We start from the raw sequence: 17,414 nt of genomic DNA, 5'->3' as shown, positions 1-17,414 counted from the left end.
CCACTATCCACTATCCACTATCCACTAACCACTAACCACTAACCACTAACCACTATCCACTATCCACTAACCACTATCCACTAACCACTATCCACTAACCACTATCCACTATCCACTATCCACTATCCACTAACCACTATCCACTAACCAGTACTAATCTAAAATCTAAAATCTAAAATCCAAAATCGAAGAGGGAGGAAACAAAAATGCGATCGCGCACATTTCGAGAAGGTTCTGTGGGGTTACTAATCCTCCTGGGAGCAGCTGTATTTGGAGTGATTATCCTCTGGCTAAATAGATTTACCGCTGCTCAGAGTTCATACAAAGCCGTTGTGGAATTTGCCAATGCTGGTGGTATGCAAAAAGGGTCAGTAGTTCGCTATCGTGGCGTTAAGGTAGGTAATATTTCTGCCATCCGACCAGGGCCAAACAATGTGGAAGTAGAAATAGAGATCGCTAATCCCAACTTAGTTATCCCCCGTGATGTCAGAGTCGAAGCCAATCAATCCGGTCTGATTAGCGAAAGCATTATTGACATCACACCCGAATCAACTTTACCAACTGGAACTGCAATAGCTAAACCCTTAGACAGAGATTGTGACCCTAGTCTAATTATTTGCGATCGTTCACGATTACAAGGTCAAATAGGCATCAGTTTGGATGAGTTGATTCGCTCCAGCACTAACTTGGCTACTCTTTATACTCAACCGAAAGTCTATGAAAATCTTAATGAAGCACTAGAAAATGCCTCCGATGCAGCGGCTCAAGTAGCTGTTCTTAGCCGCGAAATCACCAGTTTGACCAGAACCACACAAAGACAGCTGAATAATTTTTCAACTGCTGCAAATTCTGTAGCAGATGCAGCAGATAGAGTCAGTACATCTACTAGTCAAACTGTCAATCAATTCAGTACCACAGCAAAGAGTATTAGTTCAACTGCAAATCAAGCCAATCAATTGCTAAAAAACCTGGATAGCCTGGTAACAACTAATCGTTCTTCACTAGTTTCAGCCTTAAACAATATTACCGAAACCAGCAATCAACTGCGGACTACAGTTGCTGGCCTGTCGCCTACTTTAAATCGTTTGACGCAAGGAGAGTTAGTGCAAAATTTAGAAACTCTCTCAGCAAATGCTGCACAAGCGTCGGCTAATTTGCGCGATGCTAGTCGAGCACTCAACGATCCTAATAACCTCTTAGTATTACAACAAACTCTAGATTCTGCACGGGTAACATTTGAAAACACCCAGAAAATTACATCTGATTTGGACGAATTGACTGGCGATCCAAGTTTTCGGGAAAATCTCAGGCAACTGGTTAATGGTCTAAGTACTTTGGTGTCTTCTACCCAACAGATGCAGCAGCAAGTCGAGGTTGCAAATACGCTAGATGCAGTTAAAACAGCTGTTAGAAACCCAAATGCAGCAAAAAGCAAAACAGGTGAAAGCCAACAACAGACGACATTTTACTTTCCACCTACTGCTTTAAAGATTGCGAACAAACAACTTCAACCAGCTGTCACTCTAGAAACTTCTACTTCATCCCCACAAAAGCAATTGGAGAACCAACAATTTCAATCCACCATCAGTCAGGACACCCCTACCTCATCCCAAGAAAAGCTATTGCAGAAATTACGCGATCGCAACAACCAACGGCAATACCTTAAAAATAATTAAAAATGAAGATTGGGTTAGCCACACCCATCAAGTTTTAGCTGACGAAAGCAGGGATGTGAACCTACCCGATATAGCAAGCTGCATTTGAATGTTTGTTCGGTTAACCTCACCGTACAGATTGAAGTAGTAATTTATACTATAAGTTTAGCTGCTCAATCCAAGTCAATCGATTTACAATTTTAAATAGTTGGGCTGAGATCTCAGTGAGAATCAAAAATTCGAGGTTCTTGGTGATGTTAACCGCTTACAGCAAATTTAATAGGAAGACGGAATGATGGGGTGATAGGAAGAATAACAAATGACTAATTCCAATCTTGTTCTTCTTTTTTTGAGCGGCTTTTATAAATTCCACCAACGGCATGAATGGCGCGAGTTTTCTCAAATAGCTCTGCTTCGGTAATACCCCATTGCTGTAAAATTTTATCTAGATCGCTTTGAATGTCTCTTGCACCAGGAAAGCCTTGATAGCGAATTCGCAATCTCGCTAGTTCGGCAAGGTTGTAGTCTGTCGCTTCACCAGCTATTAAACTATTTACAAGAGAGCGATCGCGATTGTATAGAGGATGCTGTTGATCTTTGTTCATAATGGTTGGTAATTGTTGGTTGTTGGTTGTTGGTGGTTAGTGGTTAGTAGTTAGTGGTTAGTAGATAGTAGTTAGTGGTTAGTAGATAGTAGTTAGTGGTTAGTAGATAGTAGATAGTAGTTAGTGGTTAGTGGTTAGTGGTTAGTGGTTAGTAGATAGTAGTTAGTGGTTATTCCCCCACTCTCCCCATCTCCCTCTCTCTCACTCCCGCACTCTTCTATTTTCTCCAAAAATAGACGGCTACCACACCTAAAATCTTACGGCTCTCCCCACTGCCGTTACACTTTAAATAAAGATACATTGTCCTTAAGAAAAGTAGACAATAATTCAGGTGAGGGTGAAAGTAACTTTACCCAAAGCCCAAGCAGCAAGGGAGCAAAACCCGCTATGTTTGAACATTTCACTTCCGAAGCTATTAAAGTAGTTATGCTCGCTCAGGAGGAAGCTAGACGCCTGGGTCACAACTTCGTAGGAACTGAACAGATTCTCCTGGGTTTGCTGGGAGAAGGAAATGGGGTTGCTGCCAAAGTGCTGACTGAATTGGGCGTTACTCTCAAAGATGCACGTCGCGAGGTCGAAAGAATTATTGGTCGGGGTTCTGGCTACCTACCACCGGAAATTCCTTTTACCCCCAAAGTAAAAACTTTGTTCGAGCAATCTTTTAAAGAAGCTCGTAGTTTAGGACACAACTATATTGGTACTGAACACTTACTTTTGGGATTAACTGAGGCGGGTGAAGGAGTCGCCGCCAAAGTACTGCAAAATTTGGGGGTTGATCTCAAAAATATACGCACCGCAGTAATTCGTCGCTTGGGTGAGGCTACACCTGTAAGTGCAGGTGGTAGTGGTATTCCCAGACGAACCCAAACATTAACTTTAGAGGAATTTGGTAGAAACCTCACCAAATTAGCACAAGAAGGTAAGCTCGATCCTGTAGTCGGTCGCACTAAAGAAATTGAACGCACTATCCAAATTCTTGGTCGTCGCACGAAGAATAACCCCGTTTTGATTGGTGAACCAGGAGTTGGTAAAACGGCGATCGCCGAAGGTCTAGCACAACGCATTGCCAACCAAGATGTCCCCGACATTTTGCAAGACAAGCAAGTTATTAGCCTTGACATGGGGTTACTGGTGGCAGGCACTCGCTTCCGTGGCGATTTTGAAGAACGCCTCAAGAAAATCATGGATGAAATCCGCTCTGTAGGCAATATCATCCTAGTGATTGATGAAATTCACACATTAGTTGGTGCTGGTGGTGTAGAAGGTGGCATGGATGCTGCCAACATCCTCAAGCCAGCATTGGCCAAGGGTGAAATGCAGTGCATTGGTGCAACAACTCTTGATGAGTACCGTCAGCATATCGAACGCGATGCCGCTTTAGAGCGTCGTTTCCAACCAATCATGGTTGGTGAACCCTCGGTAGAAGAAACGATTCAGATTCTACATGGTTTGCGCTCGGCTTACGAGCAACACCACAGAGTCAACATTTCCGATCAAGCACTAGTTGCAGCCGCTAATTTATCCGACCGTTACATTAGCGATCGCTTCTTGCCAGACAAAGCCATCGACTTGATTGATGAAGCAGGAAGCCGCGTACGTCTGCGGAGTTCAATGGTTTCTGCGAATCGCGAAACCAAGCGCGAATTAACTGCTGTAGGCAAAGCTAAAGACGAAGCCGTTAGAGCGCAAAATTTTGACAAAGCTTCACAACTGCGCGATCGCGAGTTGGATCTCGAAGCTCAACTAGCAGATTCACAAAACGAACAATCTGTCAATAAGCCTATTGTTGACGAGGAAGACATTGCTCAAATCGTCGCCTCTTGGACTGGCGTACCAGTTAACAAACTGACCGAGTCTGAGTCGGAAATGCTGCTGCACTTAGAAGACACATTGCATCAGCGCCTCATCGGTCAAGAGCAAGCAGTTACATCTGTATCACGTGCCATCCGGCGTGCCCGTGTAGGGTTGAAAAATCCCAATCGACCTATTGCTAGCTTTGTCTTTTCCGGGCCAACTGGAGTAGGTAAGACAGAATTGGCGAAGTCATTGGCAGCTTACTTCTTCGGTTCTGAAGAAGCGATGATTCGTCTGGATATGTCTGAGTTTATGGAACGCCATACCGTCTCCAAGCTGATTGGTTCGCCTCCTGGTTATGTTGGATACGACGAAGGCGGACAACTCACTGAAGCTGTGCGGCGCAGACCATACACAGTAGTGCTGTTCGACGAAATCGAGAAAGCACACCCCGATGTATTCAATATGCTGCTGCAAATCTTGGATGACGGTCATCTTACTGACGCCAAAGGTCGGAAAGTAGACTTTAAGAACACGCTGATTATTTTGACTTCCAACATCGGTTCACGAGTAATTGAAAAAGGTGGCGGTGGTTTGGGCTTCCAGTTTGGCGAAGATGAAGCCGAAGCAAGCTACAACCGCATTCGTAGCTTGGTGAACGAGGAACTCAAAGCTTACTTCCGTCCCGAGTTTCTCAACCGTCTCGATGAAATTATCGTCTTCACCCAACTCAATAAAGATGAAGTCAAGCAAATTGCTGACATCATGCTGAAAGAAGTGACTAGCCGCCTAACTGAAAAAGGTATCGCCTTGGAAGTGAGCGATCGCTTCAAAGAACGTGTGCTGCAAGAAGGTTATAACCCCAGCTACGGTGCTAGACCGTTGCGTCGGGCGATTATGCGCCTCCTCGAAGATTCTCTGGCAGAAGCCATGCTGTCTGGTCAAATTACAGAAGGCGATACAGCTATTGTTGATGTTGATGATGACGGTCAAGTGACAGTACGCAAGTCAGAAAAACGAGAGTTAATGTTGGCAAATGTAGGGTAATATTTATACCAGTCACGTTGTTGCGCTAACATTTTAGAAACACTCTCGCTCCTACGTTGCCTAGAGGAGCGATGTAGCACAGCCTCTGGCAAACATTGGGTGAAATGGTGATTTTTTACCTCTGGTTTACCTCTGGTAGAGATAAATACCAGAGGTTTTTTCATTAGTAAGCCTGCCGCTACCACGGTCTCTTTCACTGCTCACGTTTTAGGAAAAAGTTAGAATACTTCTTTTGGCAAAATATCACCAAAGCTTAACGATATGAAGAATTAATATCTAAATACCGGATAGAGATGATGCAAAATCGTCATATAACGGCAATAACATCTCAATTCCCACTAATACCATTTCTCAAAAAAATGACTACAAATACTATTGGCTTGTAGTAAGCACTTAAGTGCTTACTACGAACCATTTTTGAGAAGTCATATAAGTATAAAAACTCAAATATATTCTTGAGGAATCTTCAAATAAGTTTTTTTGAAGGCATAGATAATGTATGCTTTAGTGTTTGTTTAAAAAAATAATATATCTTAAATGTAATTGTAAAAAAAATTTATAAAAATGCAGCATAATCAAGAACCAAATTTCTCCGATGTGGATTCACATCGCACGGAATACGACTCAGACGACTACAAGGCGCAGATAGTCCAGTGGGTAGATAAAATGAAATCAACGGATGACTTGCTAAAGGTTGTGTCTGAGCTTGAAAAACTCCCTTTAGACTTGAGGCGTAAAGTTTTAGAAGCTGTTGTTGAAACTTACATTCTCCACTTTCCCGAGTCAAGCGAATCATATTTTTCAGAGTGGTACTAGAAAATTTATATAAATTGTGAAAAGTATGATCTAGAGGAGTGTGACTAGTTGTCGCACTCCTTATGCTTGCTCAAAACTGCGATCGCGACAGGTGAAATTGGGAAGGGTGGGGATTTTCGCGAGCCATTAAATTTAGAAGTGTGAAGTTAATATTTAGATTTTCATCAAATTAGTTACTATTTGTAATCTTTAAGATTTTCTTTAGATTTAGGAGCTAAGATGTTTTTAAGTTTTTCTTTAGATTTCAAATAGTACCACCAGAGGTATGAATTATGAACTCTTCAACTTTACGTTTTCTCTGGTCTGTGATTGAACAAATCCAGCCCACTGCTCTTTTAGAAGTCAGTGACACAGATTTAGTTAAGCACTTATTAAAACAGCTTGACAATAGAAAAGCGCTCAATAGTGAAGAGAATAGCACTATTAGCGCTTACCTTTACTCTAGAACTGCGTTAATACGTGACTTAGCTATGGCACGTTTAGCATAAAGCACGCTTCAATACCGATAAGTGTCACTAAGACGTTTCCTAGCTTGATATTCCCTTAACGCTCCTTGGGAAACTACAGTTCGCCCATCTCTTCTAAAAGTGGGAATCTCACCTTTTTGCAAAGCCATAAACAGATGGCTTTGACTCATGTGTAAACGCCTAGCAGCCTCTACGAGTGAAACACCGCGTCTGACCATACTGCTTTTTCCTTATTTCTGGTTAACAGAAGCCGTAAGCTGGACTAGATATAAAGAAATCCTTAAGAATTATAGCACTATTTCGATGAGAATCTAATCAGATATAAGCTCAGGTTGCTATTCATACATACAAAGATAGTACTTCCCTCACCCCGCCTGTCGGCACCCCTCTCCCAATTTGGGAGAGGGCACGAATTGCTGTATCTGAACACAACTTGGTATCATCTAGTCAGTTGTACGCTAAACAGCGATCGCCATGTGCGTTCTTGTGAAAGTTCGTAGTTAGGGCTTTAGCCTTTGAAATTGAGCGATAAATAGCTCACTACAAACCTCTCATAATTAATGCGATGAACCACTAGGAAAAAGCTTATTTCTTCCAAGCAAAAATTACTGCATGTTCACATCGCCAAATTGCTTCGCTGAAATACTACTGAAAGATTATTGGCTGGCATTTGGTAAGTATTTAGCAAAGTCAGATTTTGCGTCTTCGCTGCTGCTACAACGTCGTCGAGGTCACGCAGACCCCATTCTGAATTGCGGGTACGTAGATATTCATCAAAAGCTGCGTTACTCGGTGCAGTGTGTTTTCCACCTTGCTTAAATGCTCCATACAAATAGAGAATACCACCAGACGGAAGAATGCGACTCGCACCTGCAATTAGTCCCAAGCAAGTAGACCACGGTGAAATGTGGATCATGTTGATATTGACTATGGCTGTAATTGGTGGCGCACCGATAGGTGCTTCTTTTTCTACTGCCCAGACTGGTTCGCGTACATCAATGTGCAGAGGCGAGTAAAGATTGTCACAAGGCAAATGTTTTCTCCAGGCAGCAATGCTGGCACGATACTTGGGATTGGGGTCGGAAGGTATCCATTTGCGAGGTGTTAGACGAGGAGCAAAAAACACTGCATGTTCTCCAGTACCGCTAGCAATTTCTAAAACAGTACCAGTTGTAGGTAATACTCGTAAAAGCACCTCTAGAATCGGTTCGCGATTGCGCTGCGTTGCTGGGGCGTATTGCCGCTCGTCTTGTGATATATTCATCAAGTTTGTAACAGTTTGTTGAGCAAGGTTAATCACAGCAACTATAGCGGTTTTTGCAATTCCAAGCCTATTTGGTGAATTGGCAGTTGCACTGTAAAGGTGGCTCCTTTACCGATTCCCTCACTGGCAGCATAAACATTACCATGATGCATCTCAACCAAATGACGAACAATGGCTAGTCCCAATCCCAGTCCCCCAAATTTTCTCGTTGTTGTACCATCTGCTTGCCGGAAGCGATCGAATACATGGGGCAGAAAATCAGGACTGATGCCTTGTCCAGTATCGCTGACCGTAATTTGAGCAAATGTGTTGATTTGCTCCAGTTCAACTTGCACTCGACCAGCAGGGGGAGTAAATTTGATGGCGTTAGAAAGGAGATTCACAACAATTTGCTGCAAGCGTTCCGCGTCTCCCATGACTCGACCGATAAATGGACTGAGGATAGGCTCTAGTTGGATAGACTTTGCCTGAGCCAATGGTAGGATGTCGTCTATTGCAGCATAGACGATGGGAACTAGGTAGACGGGTTGTAATTCCAAACGTAGTTTGTTTTGAATAATCAGCGAGACATCAAGAATATCTTCAATCAGTTTTTTTTGATGTTTAGCATTGCGTTCAATTGTTTCTAAAGCTTTTGTGGCGATCGCTTCATTTACTTGCCGAGTTCTCAGTATCTGCGTCCACCCCAACATGGAGTTAAGTGGGGTACGTAATTCATGGGAAACAATCGCTAAAAACTCGTCTTTGAGGCGGTTGGCGGCTTCGGCTTCAGTTCTGGCTGCTTGTTCTCGGGCAATTAATTGTTTACGTTCTTCCTCAGCTTGTCGGCGTTGTGTTGTATCGCGCCAAGTCACAACCACCCCATCCCCAAATTTCACAGCCCGAATATCATAAGCTTTAGTAATATGCTGCTGACCATCGCATTCTTCGCAGAGCAATAATTCTTTCACTAGTGGTTGACCAGTTTCTACTACCTGAGAGTATTCCGCAAACAGCCCACTTGTTCGATGCACGGGCATTAATTCGCACAGTCGCTTGCCCAATTGTTGCTCTGCTGTCATACCGTGATTTTCACAGGCAGCTGCATTCACATACTCAATGCGAAAGTCTTCTATTCCACCTGATGTGTCACGAATCGCACAGTAAATACCGAAGCAGTCCAGTATTGTTTCCACAGAGGTGCGGAATAATTCTTCACTTTTTCGTAATTCCGCTTCTGCTCGCCTGAGTGATTCTCGTTCCTTGGCTTCCCGTAATGCTCGCTGCACTGCCGGAGCTAGTCGCTCCAAACGTTGTTTTAATACATAATCTGTAGCACCGCCTTTGAGAGTTTCAATCACTCTTTCTTCGCCCAATATCCCAGAAATAATAATAAACGGTACATGGGGACAGATGGCATGAGCAAACTCTAGAGCGGAGAATCCATCAAAGGAGGGAAGGGCGTAATCTGCCAGGATCAAATCAAAGGTTTCGCTTTTGAGAGCTTCTACGAACCCAGTGCGAGTTTCTACCCGCACTAATTCGCAATCTATTCCACTCCTTTTCAAGGTTGCACCGATGAGTTCGGCGTCTGCCCAAGAATCTTCTAGCAGCAGAATACGCATCATGATATTATTATTATGAACTTCGGATCGCAGCTTTCCTATATAAATAAATAGGAAAAATAAACGGGAGCTTTGTAGCATTATTTTCAAGGGATTTGATGGATCTAGACATCTAGCCTACGATGTAGATTCCAAGTATGTTGTTGGTTAGTAGTTAGTGGTTAGTAGTATCCCTGTCAAGGTGCAACCTTCAACATCAAGTTTTCTTTGTGTCTTTGTGCCTTTGTGGTGAAAAAATAGATTTTATAAAACACCAAGACACTAAGACACCAAGCAAAATCACAAGCAAATTGGACTTTTTTAACCCGCTTTGACAGGGCTAGTAGTTAGTGTTTAGCAGAAACACCGAACAACAAACAACAAACAACAAACAACTACTTACTAACTTTTGGCAGAGTAAAGTATATTGTTGCTCCGTTATTTATAGCTCCTTCAGCCCAAACTCTACCACCATGTCTATAGATAATCCGTTGGACATTTGCAAGTCCTAAACCTGTCCCTTCAAACTGTGTTTGGCTATGAAGGCGTTGAAATATAGTAAATAGCCGATTGGCATACTGCATATCAAACCCAACGCCGTTGTCTCGCATGAAAAAAACAGTTTCTTGTTCGCTATCAATGCTGCCAATAGTAATGACTGGTTGCTGGCAGGGTCGAGTAAACTTAACCGCATTTTCGATCAAATTTTGCCACACTAAACGCAACAAAGAGCGATCGCCCCACACGTGGGGTAGTTGCAGTATGTACCAAATTATGCGTTGGTCGGGAATAACCATGTCAATTTGCAACTTCACCTCCCAAACCAGACGGTTCATATCGACAGTAGAGTAATGCATTTCTGTCCGTCCGGTAGGGGAATAAACTAGCAAGTCGTCGATCATTTTGCCTGCTTGGCTAGTTAATTCTAAAATTGCTTTTAGATAATATAGGCTAGTTTCATCGCTGGTTATTGCTTCCAGGTGTTCTTTTAATAGATTTACAAATCCGTCTATTTGGCGAATTGGCGATCGCAGATCGTGGGATACTGAGTAGGCAAAAGCCTCTAATTTGCGGTTAATAGCTTCTAATTGAGCTGTGCGCTCTTGGACTCGACGTTCTAACGTTTGGTTGAACTGGCGAATTTCTGCTTCTGCTTGCTTGCGGTCTGTAATATCATCCAATAAGCCATCAATAAAGGTTTCACCATCAAGCTGATTGAGGGTTTCGATAAATAATACCCAAACGTTAGTACCATCAGAGCGTTGGATCTGCACTTCCCGTTCCCAGTTTTGCTCAAATAGATGATTGGTGATAAAAGAGTGAAGTTGCTCGCGAATAAATGACTGAGCCTCCTCTAGGGATGGCAAGCCCAGGATACAATTCTTTTGACTTTTAACTTTTGACTTTTAACTTTTAACTCTTGACTCTTGACTCTTGACTATACTAGGTGAAGTAAACCGAAGAATATTGGTTGAAATTCAACCAGTAGGAGTTGAATACCTGCATCATCTCTTGCAAAGCATTAAATGCAACAGGTTTGATCAGATAGGAGTTTACTTCAGAGTAAAATGCGATCGCGTAAATATCACGCAATTTTTAAGAGATATTGCAATCATAACTTTAATTCAGTTCTGCTTCATCAACTCATGCCTTCTTACCCGACATCTTCCATGCAGTACCATCAAAGAACAAGACATATGACCAACTTGCTAAACTCAGGTGGGAATGTGTAACTAATATCACTGATGTACCTGTTGCAGTAATTTTTTCGACAATTCCTATCACCTTGCGGGCTGTTTCAGGGTCTAAATTAGCAGTAATTTCATCTAATAAGAGAAGTTGAGGAGAATGCACTAGTGCCCGTGCAAGGGCAACCCTTTGCCGTTGACCTCCTGATAGTTGATTTGGATAATCATTTGCTTTGTTCTCAATGCCAAGCAGGGCTAACTGTTCCTTTGCAACTTCGTCTGCAAGCCTTTTATTTTTCCCATTACGCAGCCACAGGGGCAGTGACACATTTTCAAGAACAGTCAGATGATGCCAAAGATATAATTGCTGAAATACCATGCCAATTTCTAAGCGATTTCTACCATAACCCCGCTTGATGAACCCAGGCTTAGAAACAATCTCTCCATTAAAAATGATTCGTCCTTGGTCAACTTCTTCTACCAATGCCAGACATCGCAAAAGAGTTGTTTTTCCACACCCACTAGGTCCTTGAATCACCATACTTTCACCTTTTGTTAGAGAGAAAGAGACAGTATTCAAAACAGTGGTGTGGTTAAACTTTTTTCCTATGCGCTCCACACGGAGAAAGATATTTTCCATTGCAATAATATGGGGCTAGCAATATGTAGAAAAAAGACTTATGATCTCTTTCTTATCACTCTACTTTTTTCTTGTATAACTTAATAGTCAAGCTCCAGTAAGAAATCATATTTTCTCTATTCCGCCTAGCTGTTTAACACGTTGTACTCTTCTCAGAAGAATATTCAGAGGAATTATGGTAATGATAAACATGACTGCTACAGCAGAATAAATTTCTAGTGGTCGGTAAGTCTGGGCAATAATTGAATTTGCAGTGTGCAGAATTTCCGGAACAGCAATAACTGATGCTAATGTGGAAAACTTATAGGTCGTGATGTACTGTCCCATCAGGGGTGGCCAGGATTTACGGATAACTTGAGGGATAAGGATATAACGAATTGCTTGAAGACGTGACATTCCTGTGCAATAAGCCACTTCGATTTCACCAGAAGGTACTGAATTTATTCCTCCTCGAATTATCTCGGCTACAAACGCCGAAAGACTTAAACCAAGACCTAAAATCGCACAATTCTGTCCGTCAATAACTAAGCCAGAAACAAGCAGCGGTAAACTGTAATACAGCCACACTAGGAGTACAAGAGCTGGTACCGCCAGAAAAAGCTCAATAAAAAGTCTAGCTAACCATGAAATTAAATTTAAAGAAATAACTGATAAAACGCCTAATAGTACACCTAATATAGTTCCTAGCGCAATACTGCCAATGCTAATCCAGACTGTTGTTATAAAGGCAAAGTAGAGTTGTAATAAATTGTTCCAAACGACAGAAAAATTCCAGTCCATTTGTCACTTAATTATTAGTATTATTAGTAAATTCCCAAATTTTCTTAGGATGAAGCCAGTTAGCGCCAGCCTTTCTTTCCCAGTTCAGCAGATATCCTTGATAGTCAAATGCATTCAAACTGTTATTTAAGAAATTAAGAAGTTCGTCATCTCCTCGACGTACAGCCCATGAAACAGGAGTCAAATTGTATGGAGATTGAGCAAATAAATCTTTAACCTGCGTTGCATGAGCTTTTACAAACTGTGATGTCGCATAAGCATCACCAAGCGCAACATCTGCTCGACCACTTATAACTGCCTGAAATGCAAGTGATAGATCGCCACCAGAATATCTTGTAACTTTTACTTTCTTAAAATTTGCTCTTGCATATTCATCTCCAGCTTCACCTTGAGTAACTGCAACCACAACTCCAGGTTGGTCGATGCTTTCAATACTTGTAAAACGATTATCGTTAATACGCACTATTGCACTGTTGCCGGCAAAAAAAAGAGGTCTAGTGAAATAGACCGACAACGCTCTTGGAACAGTTACAAAAGTAGGTACTATTGAAACATCAAAGCGACGAGAGTTTAATCCTGCTGCAAAGCCTGCCCAATCCGTCTCAATAAATTCAAGTTTCCAATTATTCAATCGAGCAATTTCTTTGATTGCTTCAACATGATGCCCACCTAACTCACCAGAAGAACTTTTGGTAATTGTTGGTGGAAAGACAAGATACCCAACTTTTAACTTGCTAGTAGTGGATATCTGCTGCAAGGTAAACTTACCAACTGCTTGTTGAGAATTACTGGTACACGAGGCGAGAGAAAGCAAAATAATAGTAATGAGCGCAACGCCAAATGCAAGTAACCTAAGCCTATTCTTACTGTTACTCATGTTTGACTTGCTCCAGAAAAACTATGAGATAAATTCTGATCTTCCAAAACAAACCTATGATGCTCATCTAAAGCCCAGAATTGATCCGAAGTTGCATCTAAAGAATTTAGCAAACCAGTCCACATCATTCTCTGTGTTTGAAAGACAAAATTTATGGCATGATTAATAATTTCCTCTCCTGCTTCCTGTTTGCTTAACCAAGAAATTACGTCTTCAAACATCTCAAAATGTTCTGCATCTGCGTGAACTTTAAAGAAGCGAAGACCACGCTTTGCGACACCAGCTTTTTGAACAACACGTAGCAAAAGTGCATAATCAGGCTTATCGAATATCTCGTAAACAGCGATCGCTGCAAGGGCTTCTAGAACAGTAGCATCTCTACAAAACTTTTCCCAGGAAGCATTGAACTGATACGCAAATAGTGGTTCTCGTAAAGATTCTTCTGAGTTAATTCCGGCGCAAACTAAAAAATCTCTATATAATTGGTTATGACTTACCCCTTTTTTTCCACCTAACTCTTCTATTAAGTTCTTTGCCAATCCTCCCCACAAAAACTCATTTAAACCACATCGCTCACCTAATATAAAATTAAGGCGACAAAAGTTAGCTCGCACAAAGTAGAAAGCTTCAGCAAATCTTTTCAAACCCTCTGCACTTGTCATCGTATTACAGAGATGATCTTCCACCGCTAATTCGCTTAAGATATATTCCTCTTTAGCTATTACTGATTCTACTAAATCCGATAATGATTTTGTTTTTATCACTTTTTTACTCACATGTTTCTAAGTGTTTTGTCAAACAGGGAAAAGGCATAATTTGATGCAAATTTACCATCTTTCAGAGCAATCAAAGAGGAGAAACTTTAAAATCCTTATACAATTTTAAATTTCGCCTCTACAAAAATAAAAAAATAAGGATATAGCAATCCTTTGCAAATTTTTTGTGAACTTAGTCAAGGAAAAAGCATAGCAGATTCTGTTATCAGAGATAACAGAAAAGTAAAAATTTTATATTTTACATTTTGGGAAGTATTTTGATGGCAGAATTAACTGCTACAGTAAGTTTTTCTTCGTCTGGATGAAAAGCAAATGCTGGAGCGAGCTTAATATTTTCTAATCTTTTAATTTTTATGACTTGTAGTTTATTCTCCTTAGAAATGTATTGGCATGTTACGTTCTCAGACACAAAGATAGGAATAACCTCACTCTCTCTATTGGCACTTGCTAACAGATAACTGATAGCTTTCTTTCTATCTTCAAATTCCTTATTTTGATATGAGTTACTGAGAATTGCAGCTGCCCAGCTTCCTATTTCACCCTTAACATGAACCAATTCAACACGGCTATTAGGTAAATCTTCAAGGTAAACACAGTTGTTGAACTGTTCAGGCACAATGACAGCAGAAAGGCTGAAAGGTTCTTCACTACATGGCTCAGAAAAACGATAGTCAAAGAAGCGTTCTGGTAGTGCAAGAAAGAAAGGAGCAATGCCATGAACTCTTCGTTCTCTAATCGCCAGAGGCATTTCCTGCCATGTCAAATATTCCCAAATTGTGGTAATTCCAAGTAATCGACCAATTTGTTCTGCATATTCAATAGCTAAACCAGTTGGGCGAGAACCAGGTTTATCAGGAATCTGTGACCATGTAGTTGGGATATCAGTATATCCTAGTGTCCACGATTGATTTTTAGCTATTTCATGCCAGATGTAATCAGCTCCTTTACCTTTGACAGCAGCTCTATAGCCTGCTGCTTCGAGAAGTTCATTCACTATTCCATCAATTTCATCAGAAGCTGGAAAGCGATCGTGAGGTAACTTTTGTTGAGTTTGATCTAGCCGATGTGCTAAAGATACTGCTATCCGATTAACAATGGCTTTTCTCGGCACACTGTCGCCGCGTGCCCATCGATAGAACTGTGCTTCTCCAACCTGAATTTCATTCATCAACTCTTGATTAGTCCACGCCGCTTTCTGTAGGTATTTTTCAACCACTTGAACGAACTCAGATTTGGATGGATTATTTTTAGATTGATTGCGTGTTGAACGTGCCACAAGAGTTGTTCACCTCCTCATTTATAGAATGTCCAGACAATTTATCCATAAGCAAGATAAAAAAAAATAATAAACGGCGCTACCTCAAACTGACTTTGCCTTTGTTGAAGCATAGCGTACAACTAAGCGGACTGTCAGCTAATCTAGATCATTCTATGCCAGAAGTGTATCCATGTCACTTGAAGTCTAAACAATCTTTAAAGGACAGTCAAATTATACGAATTTAGGAAATCTGTGATTCCATTACCGAAGAGATGGGTGTGAACCCTTTCAGGTTCATTCTCTACTAGTCAAGATGAATGAACGCGATCGCCAGGTTTTAGCATTAAATAGACGCATGCGTAAATTAGGTTGTAACCATTGATTTATAAGGTTTCTAGGTTCACTCACGAATTAATCTAATATACAGTAAGCATAAATTGACATTTACAACTGGCTTTAAAAGCTTGACACGTCAATCACAATACAGTTAAAATACTCACTAACAAAAAAAATGCAGACTGTCTTAGAAAGACAGCAGCATGATTAAAGGCAAGTCTCTTAGTGGTAGTTCGTGTACAGATATCCGAAACTGATTTTAATTGTTTTGTTTGTCTGAACTCAGTCATCTACTCCAAGTGACAACTAAGAATTTACCAATTTGCTCATAGTAGTGGGGAGTAACTCCAAAAAATAGCAGACCCAGACAAATGTAATTTTGATAACACATTGGTGGGTTTTGGTATTCCATAAATTCTTAGGCGTAGGAGAATTTTGCCTGAATTATTGAGAATACGAACGGATGATGGAGAGTAAAAATCCGATCCTACTTTTTTGAGTTATTCTCTGTGCTCATTACTCCATTACTATATTGCTCGAACTGCAACTTTGCTTCTTTATAGTCAACCTCCAAAGGATTGTTAAGAGAGAGGGCAGGCTGTATCGTTTATCTCCATTCCACGATCAATGTTTTATACCCGTCAATTAAACGTGGTGTGACTAAGGTAAGTATCTCCGATCGGATAATCTGAATCAGCTAAGGAGTCTCACGTTCGTGATTATAGGAAGCAATACTAAAAATCTCCACCTGAAAGATGATGCGATCGCACTATCTTGATCTTTGCCCTCTCTAGACTTCAACTTAACTATTGTGGGTGCAAAACTGTGACAAACAACGAGCATAATCTTCTATTCAGGGTGGTTTCTAAATCACTCAAGTATTTTCTATTGGCATTAGTAGGCTTTGCGATCGCCTACGTGGTTTCAATAATTTTGGGCGGCCAATATATTGTCATCCCACTGCTACCGTTAGTAAGAGACTTGATTTTGCGTTTAGGAATTATCCTGTTTTGTTTGATGGCAACAGCAATCGTTGTTGAGTCCTTGCGTTAGGGACATCAAAAGATTTGGTTGTGTTGCAAAAACTAACGGTATACAGGTCAAAGTGCTGAAAACAAAGTATTGATTTTGTTGAGAAACACCATTGATAAACCTCAAGCATCCATTCAAATTGCGTCACTTTTTGCCGGAGGTGATTCTCCCAAACACCAGACGGTATTAGAAATCTTCCCTGAGTTACCGAGACCAGGAAGAAATGTTGGAGTGACTGCATAACAGATCTCTCCCAAACGGATCTTTTGTCTTCGAGGAGTTTTTGCAACACAATCCATCATGAAACCCAACTTGAACAAGCAAAATAGTCAATATCAACCTCAAGACTTCTTGTTAAGCCTAGCCGAATTTCTTGAGAAAACTATTTGTGGTACGGGATTTGGTCGTTCGAGCCTTGTTATCGAGGTCGTGAAGAATAATGCTACTACGAAAAAGTACGCAATAATTCACGAGGGAGTTCCTAGCCAACGTTATGTTCTCACTCAAGAGCAAATGCAAAATTTGATTGAATTTTTAAAATCTGGAGGAAATCAAAACATTACTAACTAGTAGTTTGTCAATTTTTTTTACTGAGTAATAAAATTACATCAATTTTTCTTGGTGCAAGATGTGAGTTACCTTGATCTCCCTCGTTGCCTGCGATCGCCTTTGGTCAGTTGGCGTTGCTGAATTTGGTCATGAATTATGTGTGCATACATTTTTGTAGTTCGATGCCAAATCATTGTAGAGACGTAGCAATGCTACGTCTCTACATACCCGTGAATTGTAAATTCAT

At 41.0% G+C, this 17,414-nt stretch carries 17 protein-coding genes; 6 read left to right on the top strand and 11 right to left on the bottom strand.

Features of this window, described 5'->3' with window-relative positions; all coding sequences use genetic code 11:
* Positions 1-206 precede the first annotated feature (206 nt).
* Positions 207-1,676 (top strand): MlaD family protein, encoded by a 1,470-nt coding sequence (locus tag HXY43_RS26405; RefSeq protein ID WP_290890125.1) that lies wholly within the window; start codon positions 207-209, stop codon positions 1,674-1,676.
* 302 nt (positions 1,677-1,978) lie between these two features.
* Here the strand turns inward: HXY43_RS26405 and HXY43_RS26400 are convergent, their stop codons facing one another.
* A complete protein-coding gene (locus tag HXY43_RS26400) occupies positions 1,979-2,260 on the bottom strand; it encodes a DUF3288 family protein (protein ID WP_290890121.1) in 282 nt (93 codons plus the stop codon).
* Between the two features lie 387 nt (positions 2,261-2,647).
* On the opposite strand from HXY43_RS26400, the gene HXY43_RS26395 reads away from it, so the two are divergent.
* The 3 genes from HXY43_RS26395 to HXY43_RS26385 all read left to right on the top strand — a co-directional run bounded on the left by HXY43_RS26395 (position 2,648) and on the right by HXY43_RS26385 (position 6,405).
* Positions 2,648-5,101, top strand: a complete 2,454-nt coding sequence (locus tag HXY43_RS26395; protein ID WP_290890118.1) for an ATP-dependent Clp protease ATP-binding subunit — start codon at positions 2,648-2,650, stop codon at positions 5,099-5,101.
* A gap of 564 nt (positions 5,102-5,665) precedes the next feature.
* Positions 5,666-5,917 (top strand): hypothetical protein, encoded by a 252-nt coding sequence (locus tag HXY43_RS26390; protein ID WP_290890115.1) that lies wholly within the window; start codon positions 5,666-5,668, stop codon positions 5,915-5,917.
* Positions 5,918-6,189: 272 nt separating this feature from the next.
* Positions 6,190-6,405, top strand: a complete 216-nt coding sequence (locus tag HXY43_RS26385; protein WP_026735215.1) for a hypothetical protein — start codon at positions 6,190-6,192, stop codon at positions 6,403-6,405.
* Positions 6,406-6,413: 8 nt separating this feature from the next.
* On the opposite strand, the gene HXY43_RS26380 is transcribed toward HXY43_RS26385, so the two are convergent.
* From HXY43_RS26380 to HXY43_RS26335, 10 genes are all read right to left on the bottom strand, one after another.
* Positions 6,414-6,602 carry a hypothetical protein gene (locus HXY43_RS26380; protein ID WP_026735216.1) on the bottom strand — a complete coding sequence of 63 codons (189 nt, stop codon included), beginning with the start codon at positions 6,600-6,602 and terminating at the stop codon, positions 6,414-6,416.
* 398 nt (positions 6,603-7,000) lie between these two features.
* Complete coding sequence (locus HXY43_RS26375; RefSeq protein ID WP_290890108.1) at positions 7,001-7,648, bottom strand: DUF938 domain-containing protein; 648 nt, start codon at positions 7,646-7,648, stop codon at positions 7,001-7,003.
* A gap of 41 nt (positions 7,649-7,689) precedes the next feature.
* Positions 7,690-9,255, bottom strand: a complete 1,566-nt coding sequence (locus HXY43_RS26370; protein WP_290890104.1) for an ATP-binding protein — start codon at positions 9,253-9,255, stop codon at positions 7,690-7,692.
* 371 nt (positions 9,256-9,626) lie between these two features.
* The gene (locus HXY43_RS26365; protein WP_290890101.1) at positions 9,627-10,598 is read right to left on the bottom strand and encodes an ATP-binding protein; all 972 of its coding nucleotides are present in this window, start codon (positions 10,596-10,598) and stop codon (positions 9,627-9,629) included.
* Between the two features lie 76 nt (positions 10,599-10,674).
* On the bottom strand, positions 10,675-10,824 hold the full coding sequence (locus HXY43_RS26360; protein WP_290890098.1) for a hypothetical protein: 150 nt from the start codon (positions 10,822-10,824) through the stop codon (positions 10,675-10,677).
* A 51-nt stretch (positions 10,825-10,875) separates the two neighbouring features.
* Positions 10,876-11,559 (bottom strand): ATP-binding cassette domain-containing protein, encoded by a 684-nt coding sequence (locus HXY43_RS26355; protein WP_290890094.1) that lies wholly within the window; start codon positions 11,557-11,559, stop codon positions 10,876-10,878.
* Positions 11,560-11,664: 105 nt separating this feature from the next.
* On the bottom strand, positions 11,665-12,339 hold the full coding sequence (locus HXY43_RS26350; RefSeq protein ID WP_290890091.1) for an amino acid ABC transporter permease: 675 nt from the start codon (positions 12,337-12,339) through the stop codon (positions 11,665-11,667).
* A gap of 7 nt (positions 12,340-12,346) precedes the next feature.
* The gene (locus HXY43_RS26345; protein ID WP_290890088.1) at positions 12,347-13,216 is read right to left on the bottom strand and encodes an ABC transporter substrate-binding protein; all 870 of its coding nucleotides are present in this window, start codon (positions 13,214-13,216) and stop codon (positions 12,347-12,349) included.
* Entirely contained in the window at positions 13,213-13,992 is a 780-nt protein-coding gene (locus HXY43_RS26340) for an iron-containing redox enzyme family protein (protein ID WP_290890085.1), read from the bottom strand. Before HXY43_RS26340 ends, HXY43_RS26345 begins: the two co-directional genes overlap by 4 nt.
* Before the next feature lie 238 nt (positions 13,993-14,230).
* A complete protein-coding gene (locus HXY43_RS26335; protein ID WP_290890082.1) occupies positions 14,231-15,268 on the bottom strand; it encodes a transporter substrate-binding domain-containing protein in 1,038 nt (345 codons plus the stop codon).
* Between the two features lie 1,143 nt (positions 15,269-16,411).
* Between HXY43_RS26335 and HXY43_RS26330 the strand changes: the two genes are divergently transcribed.
* Positions 16,412-16,639: a hypothetical protein gene (locus HXY43_RS26330; RefSeq protein WP_290890079.1), complete on the top strand. Its 228-nt coding sequence runs from the start codon at positions 16,412-16,414 to the stop codon at positions 16,637-16,639.
* 279 nt (positions 16,640-16,918) lie between these two features.
* Positions 16,919-17,188 carry a hypothetical protein gene (locus HXY43_RS26325; protein WP_290890076.1) on the top strand — a complete coding sequence of 90 codons (270 nt, stop codon included), beginning with the start codon at positions 16,919-16,921 and terminating at the stop codon, positions 17,186-17,188.
* The last annotated feature ends 226 nt before the right edge of the window (positions 17,189-17,414 follow it).

The organism is Fischerella sp. (genome assembly GCF_013388695.1).
Taxonomy (GTDB): domain Bacteria; phylum Cyanobacteriota; class Cyanobacteriia; order Cyanobacteriales; family Nostocaceae; genus PCC9605.
This window is presented reverse-complemented; position numbering and strand designations above follow the sequence as displayed.

Excerpts from the sequence above, each read along its gene's own strand:
- HXY43_RS26405 (WP_290890125.1), top strand. The coding sequence starts at position 207 with ATGCGATCGCGCACATTTCGAGAAGGTTCTGTGGGGTTACTAATCCTC.
- HXY43_RS26400 (WP_290890121.1), bottom strand. The coding sequence starts at position 2,260 with ATGAACAAAGATCAACAGCATCCTCTATACAATCGCGATCGCTCTCTT.
- HXY43_RS26395 (WP_290890118.1), top strand. The coding sequence starts at position 2,648 with ATGTTTGAACATTTCACTTCCGAAGCTATTAAAGTAGTTATGCTCGCT.
- HXY43_RS26390 (WP_290890115.1), top strand. The coding sequence starts at position 5,666 with ATGCAGCATAATCAAGAACCAAATTTCTCCGATGTGGATTCACATCGC.
- HXY43_RS26385 (WP_026735215.1), top strand. The coding sequence starts at position 6,190 with ATGAACTCTTCAACTTTACGTTTTCTCTGGTCTGTGATTGAACAAATC.
- HXY43_RS26380 (WP_026735216.1), bottom strand. The coding sequence starts at position 6,602 with ATGGTCAGACGCGGTGTTTCACTCGTAGAGGCTGCTAGGCGTTTACAC.
- HXY43_RS26375 (WP_290890108.1), bottom strand. The coding sequence starts at position 7,648 with ATGAATATATCACAAGACGAGCGGCAATACGCCCCAGCAACGCAGCGC.
- HXY43_RS26370 (WP_290890104.1), bottom strand. The coding sequence starts at position 9,255 with ATGATGCGTATTCTGCTGCTAGAAGATTCTTGGGCAGACGCCGAACTC.
- HXY43_RS26355 (WP_290890094.1), bottom strand. The coding sequence starts at position 11,559 with ATGGAAAATATCTTTCTCCGTGTGGAGCGCATAGGAAAAAAGTTTAAC.
- HXY43_RS26350 (WP_290890091.1), bottom strand. The coding sequence starts at position 12,339 with ATGGACTGGAATTTTTCTGTCGTTTGGAACAATTTATTACAACTCTAC.
- HXY43_RS26345 (WP_290890088.1), bottom strand. The coding sequence starts at position 13,216 with ATGAGTAACAGTAAGAATAGGCTTAGGTTACTTGCATTTGGCGTTGCG.
- HXY43_RS26325 (WP_290890076.1), top strand. The coding sequence starts at position 16,919 with ATGAAACCCAACTTGAACAAGCAAAATAGTCAATATCAACCTCAAGAC.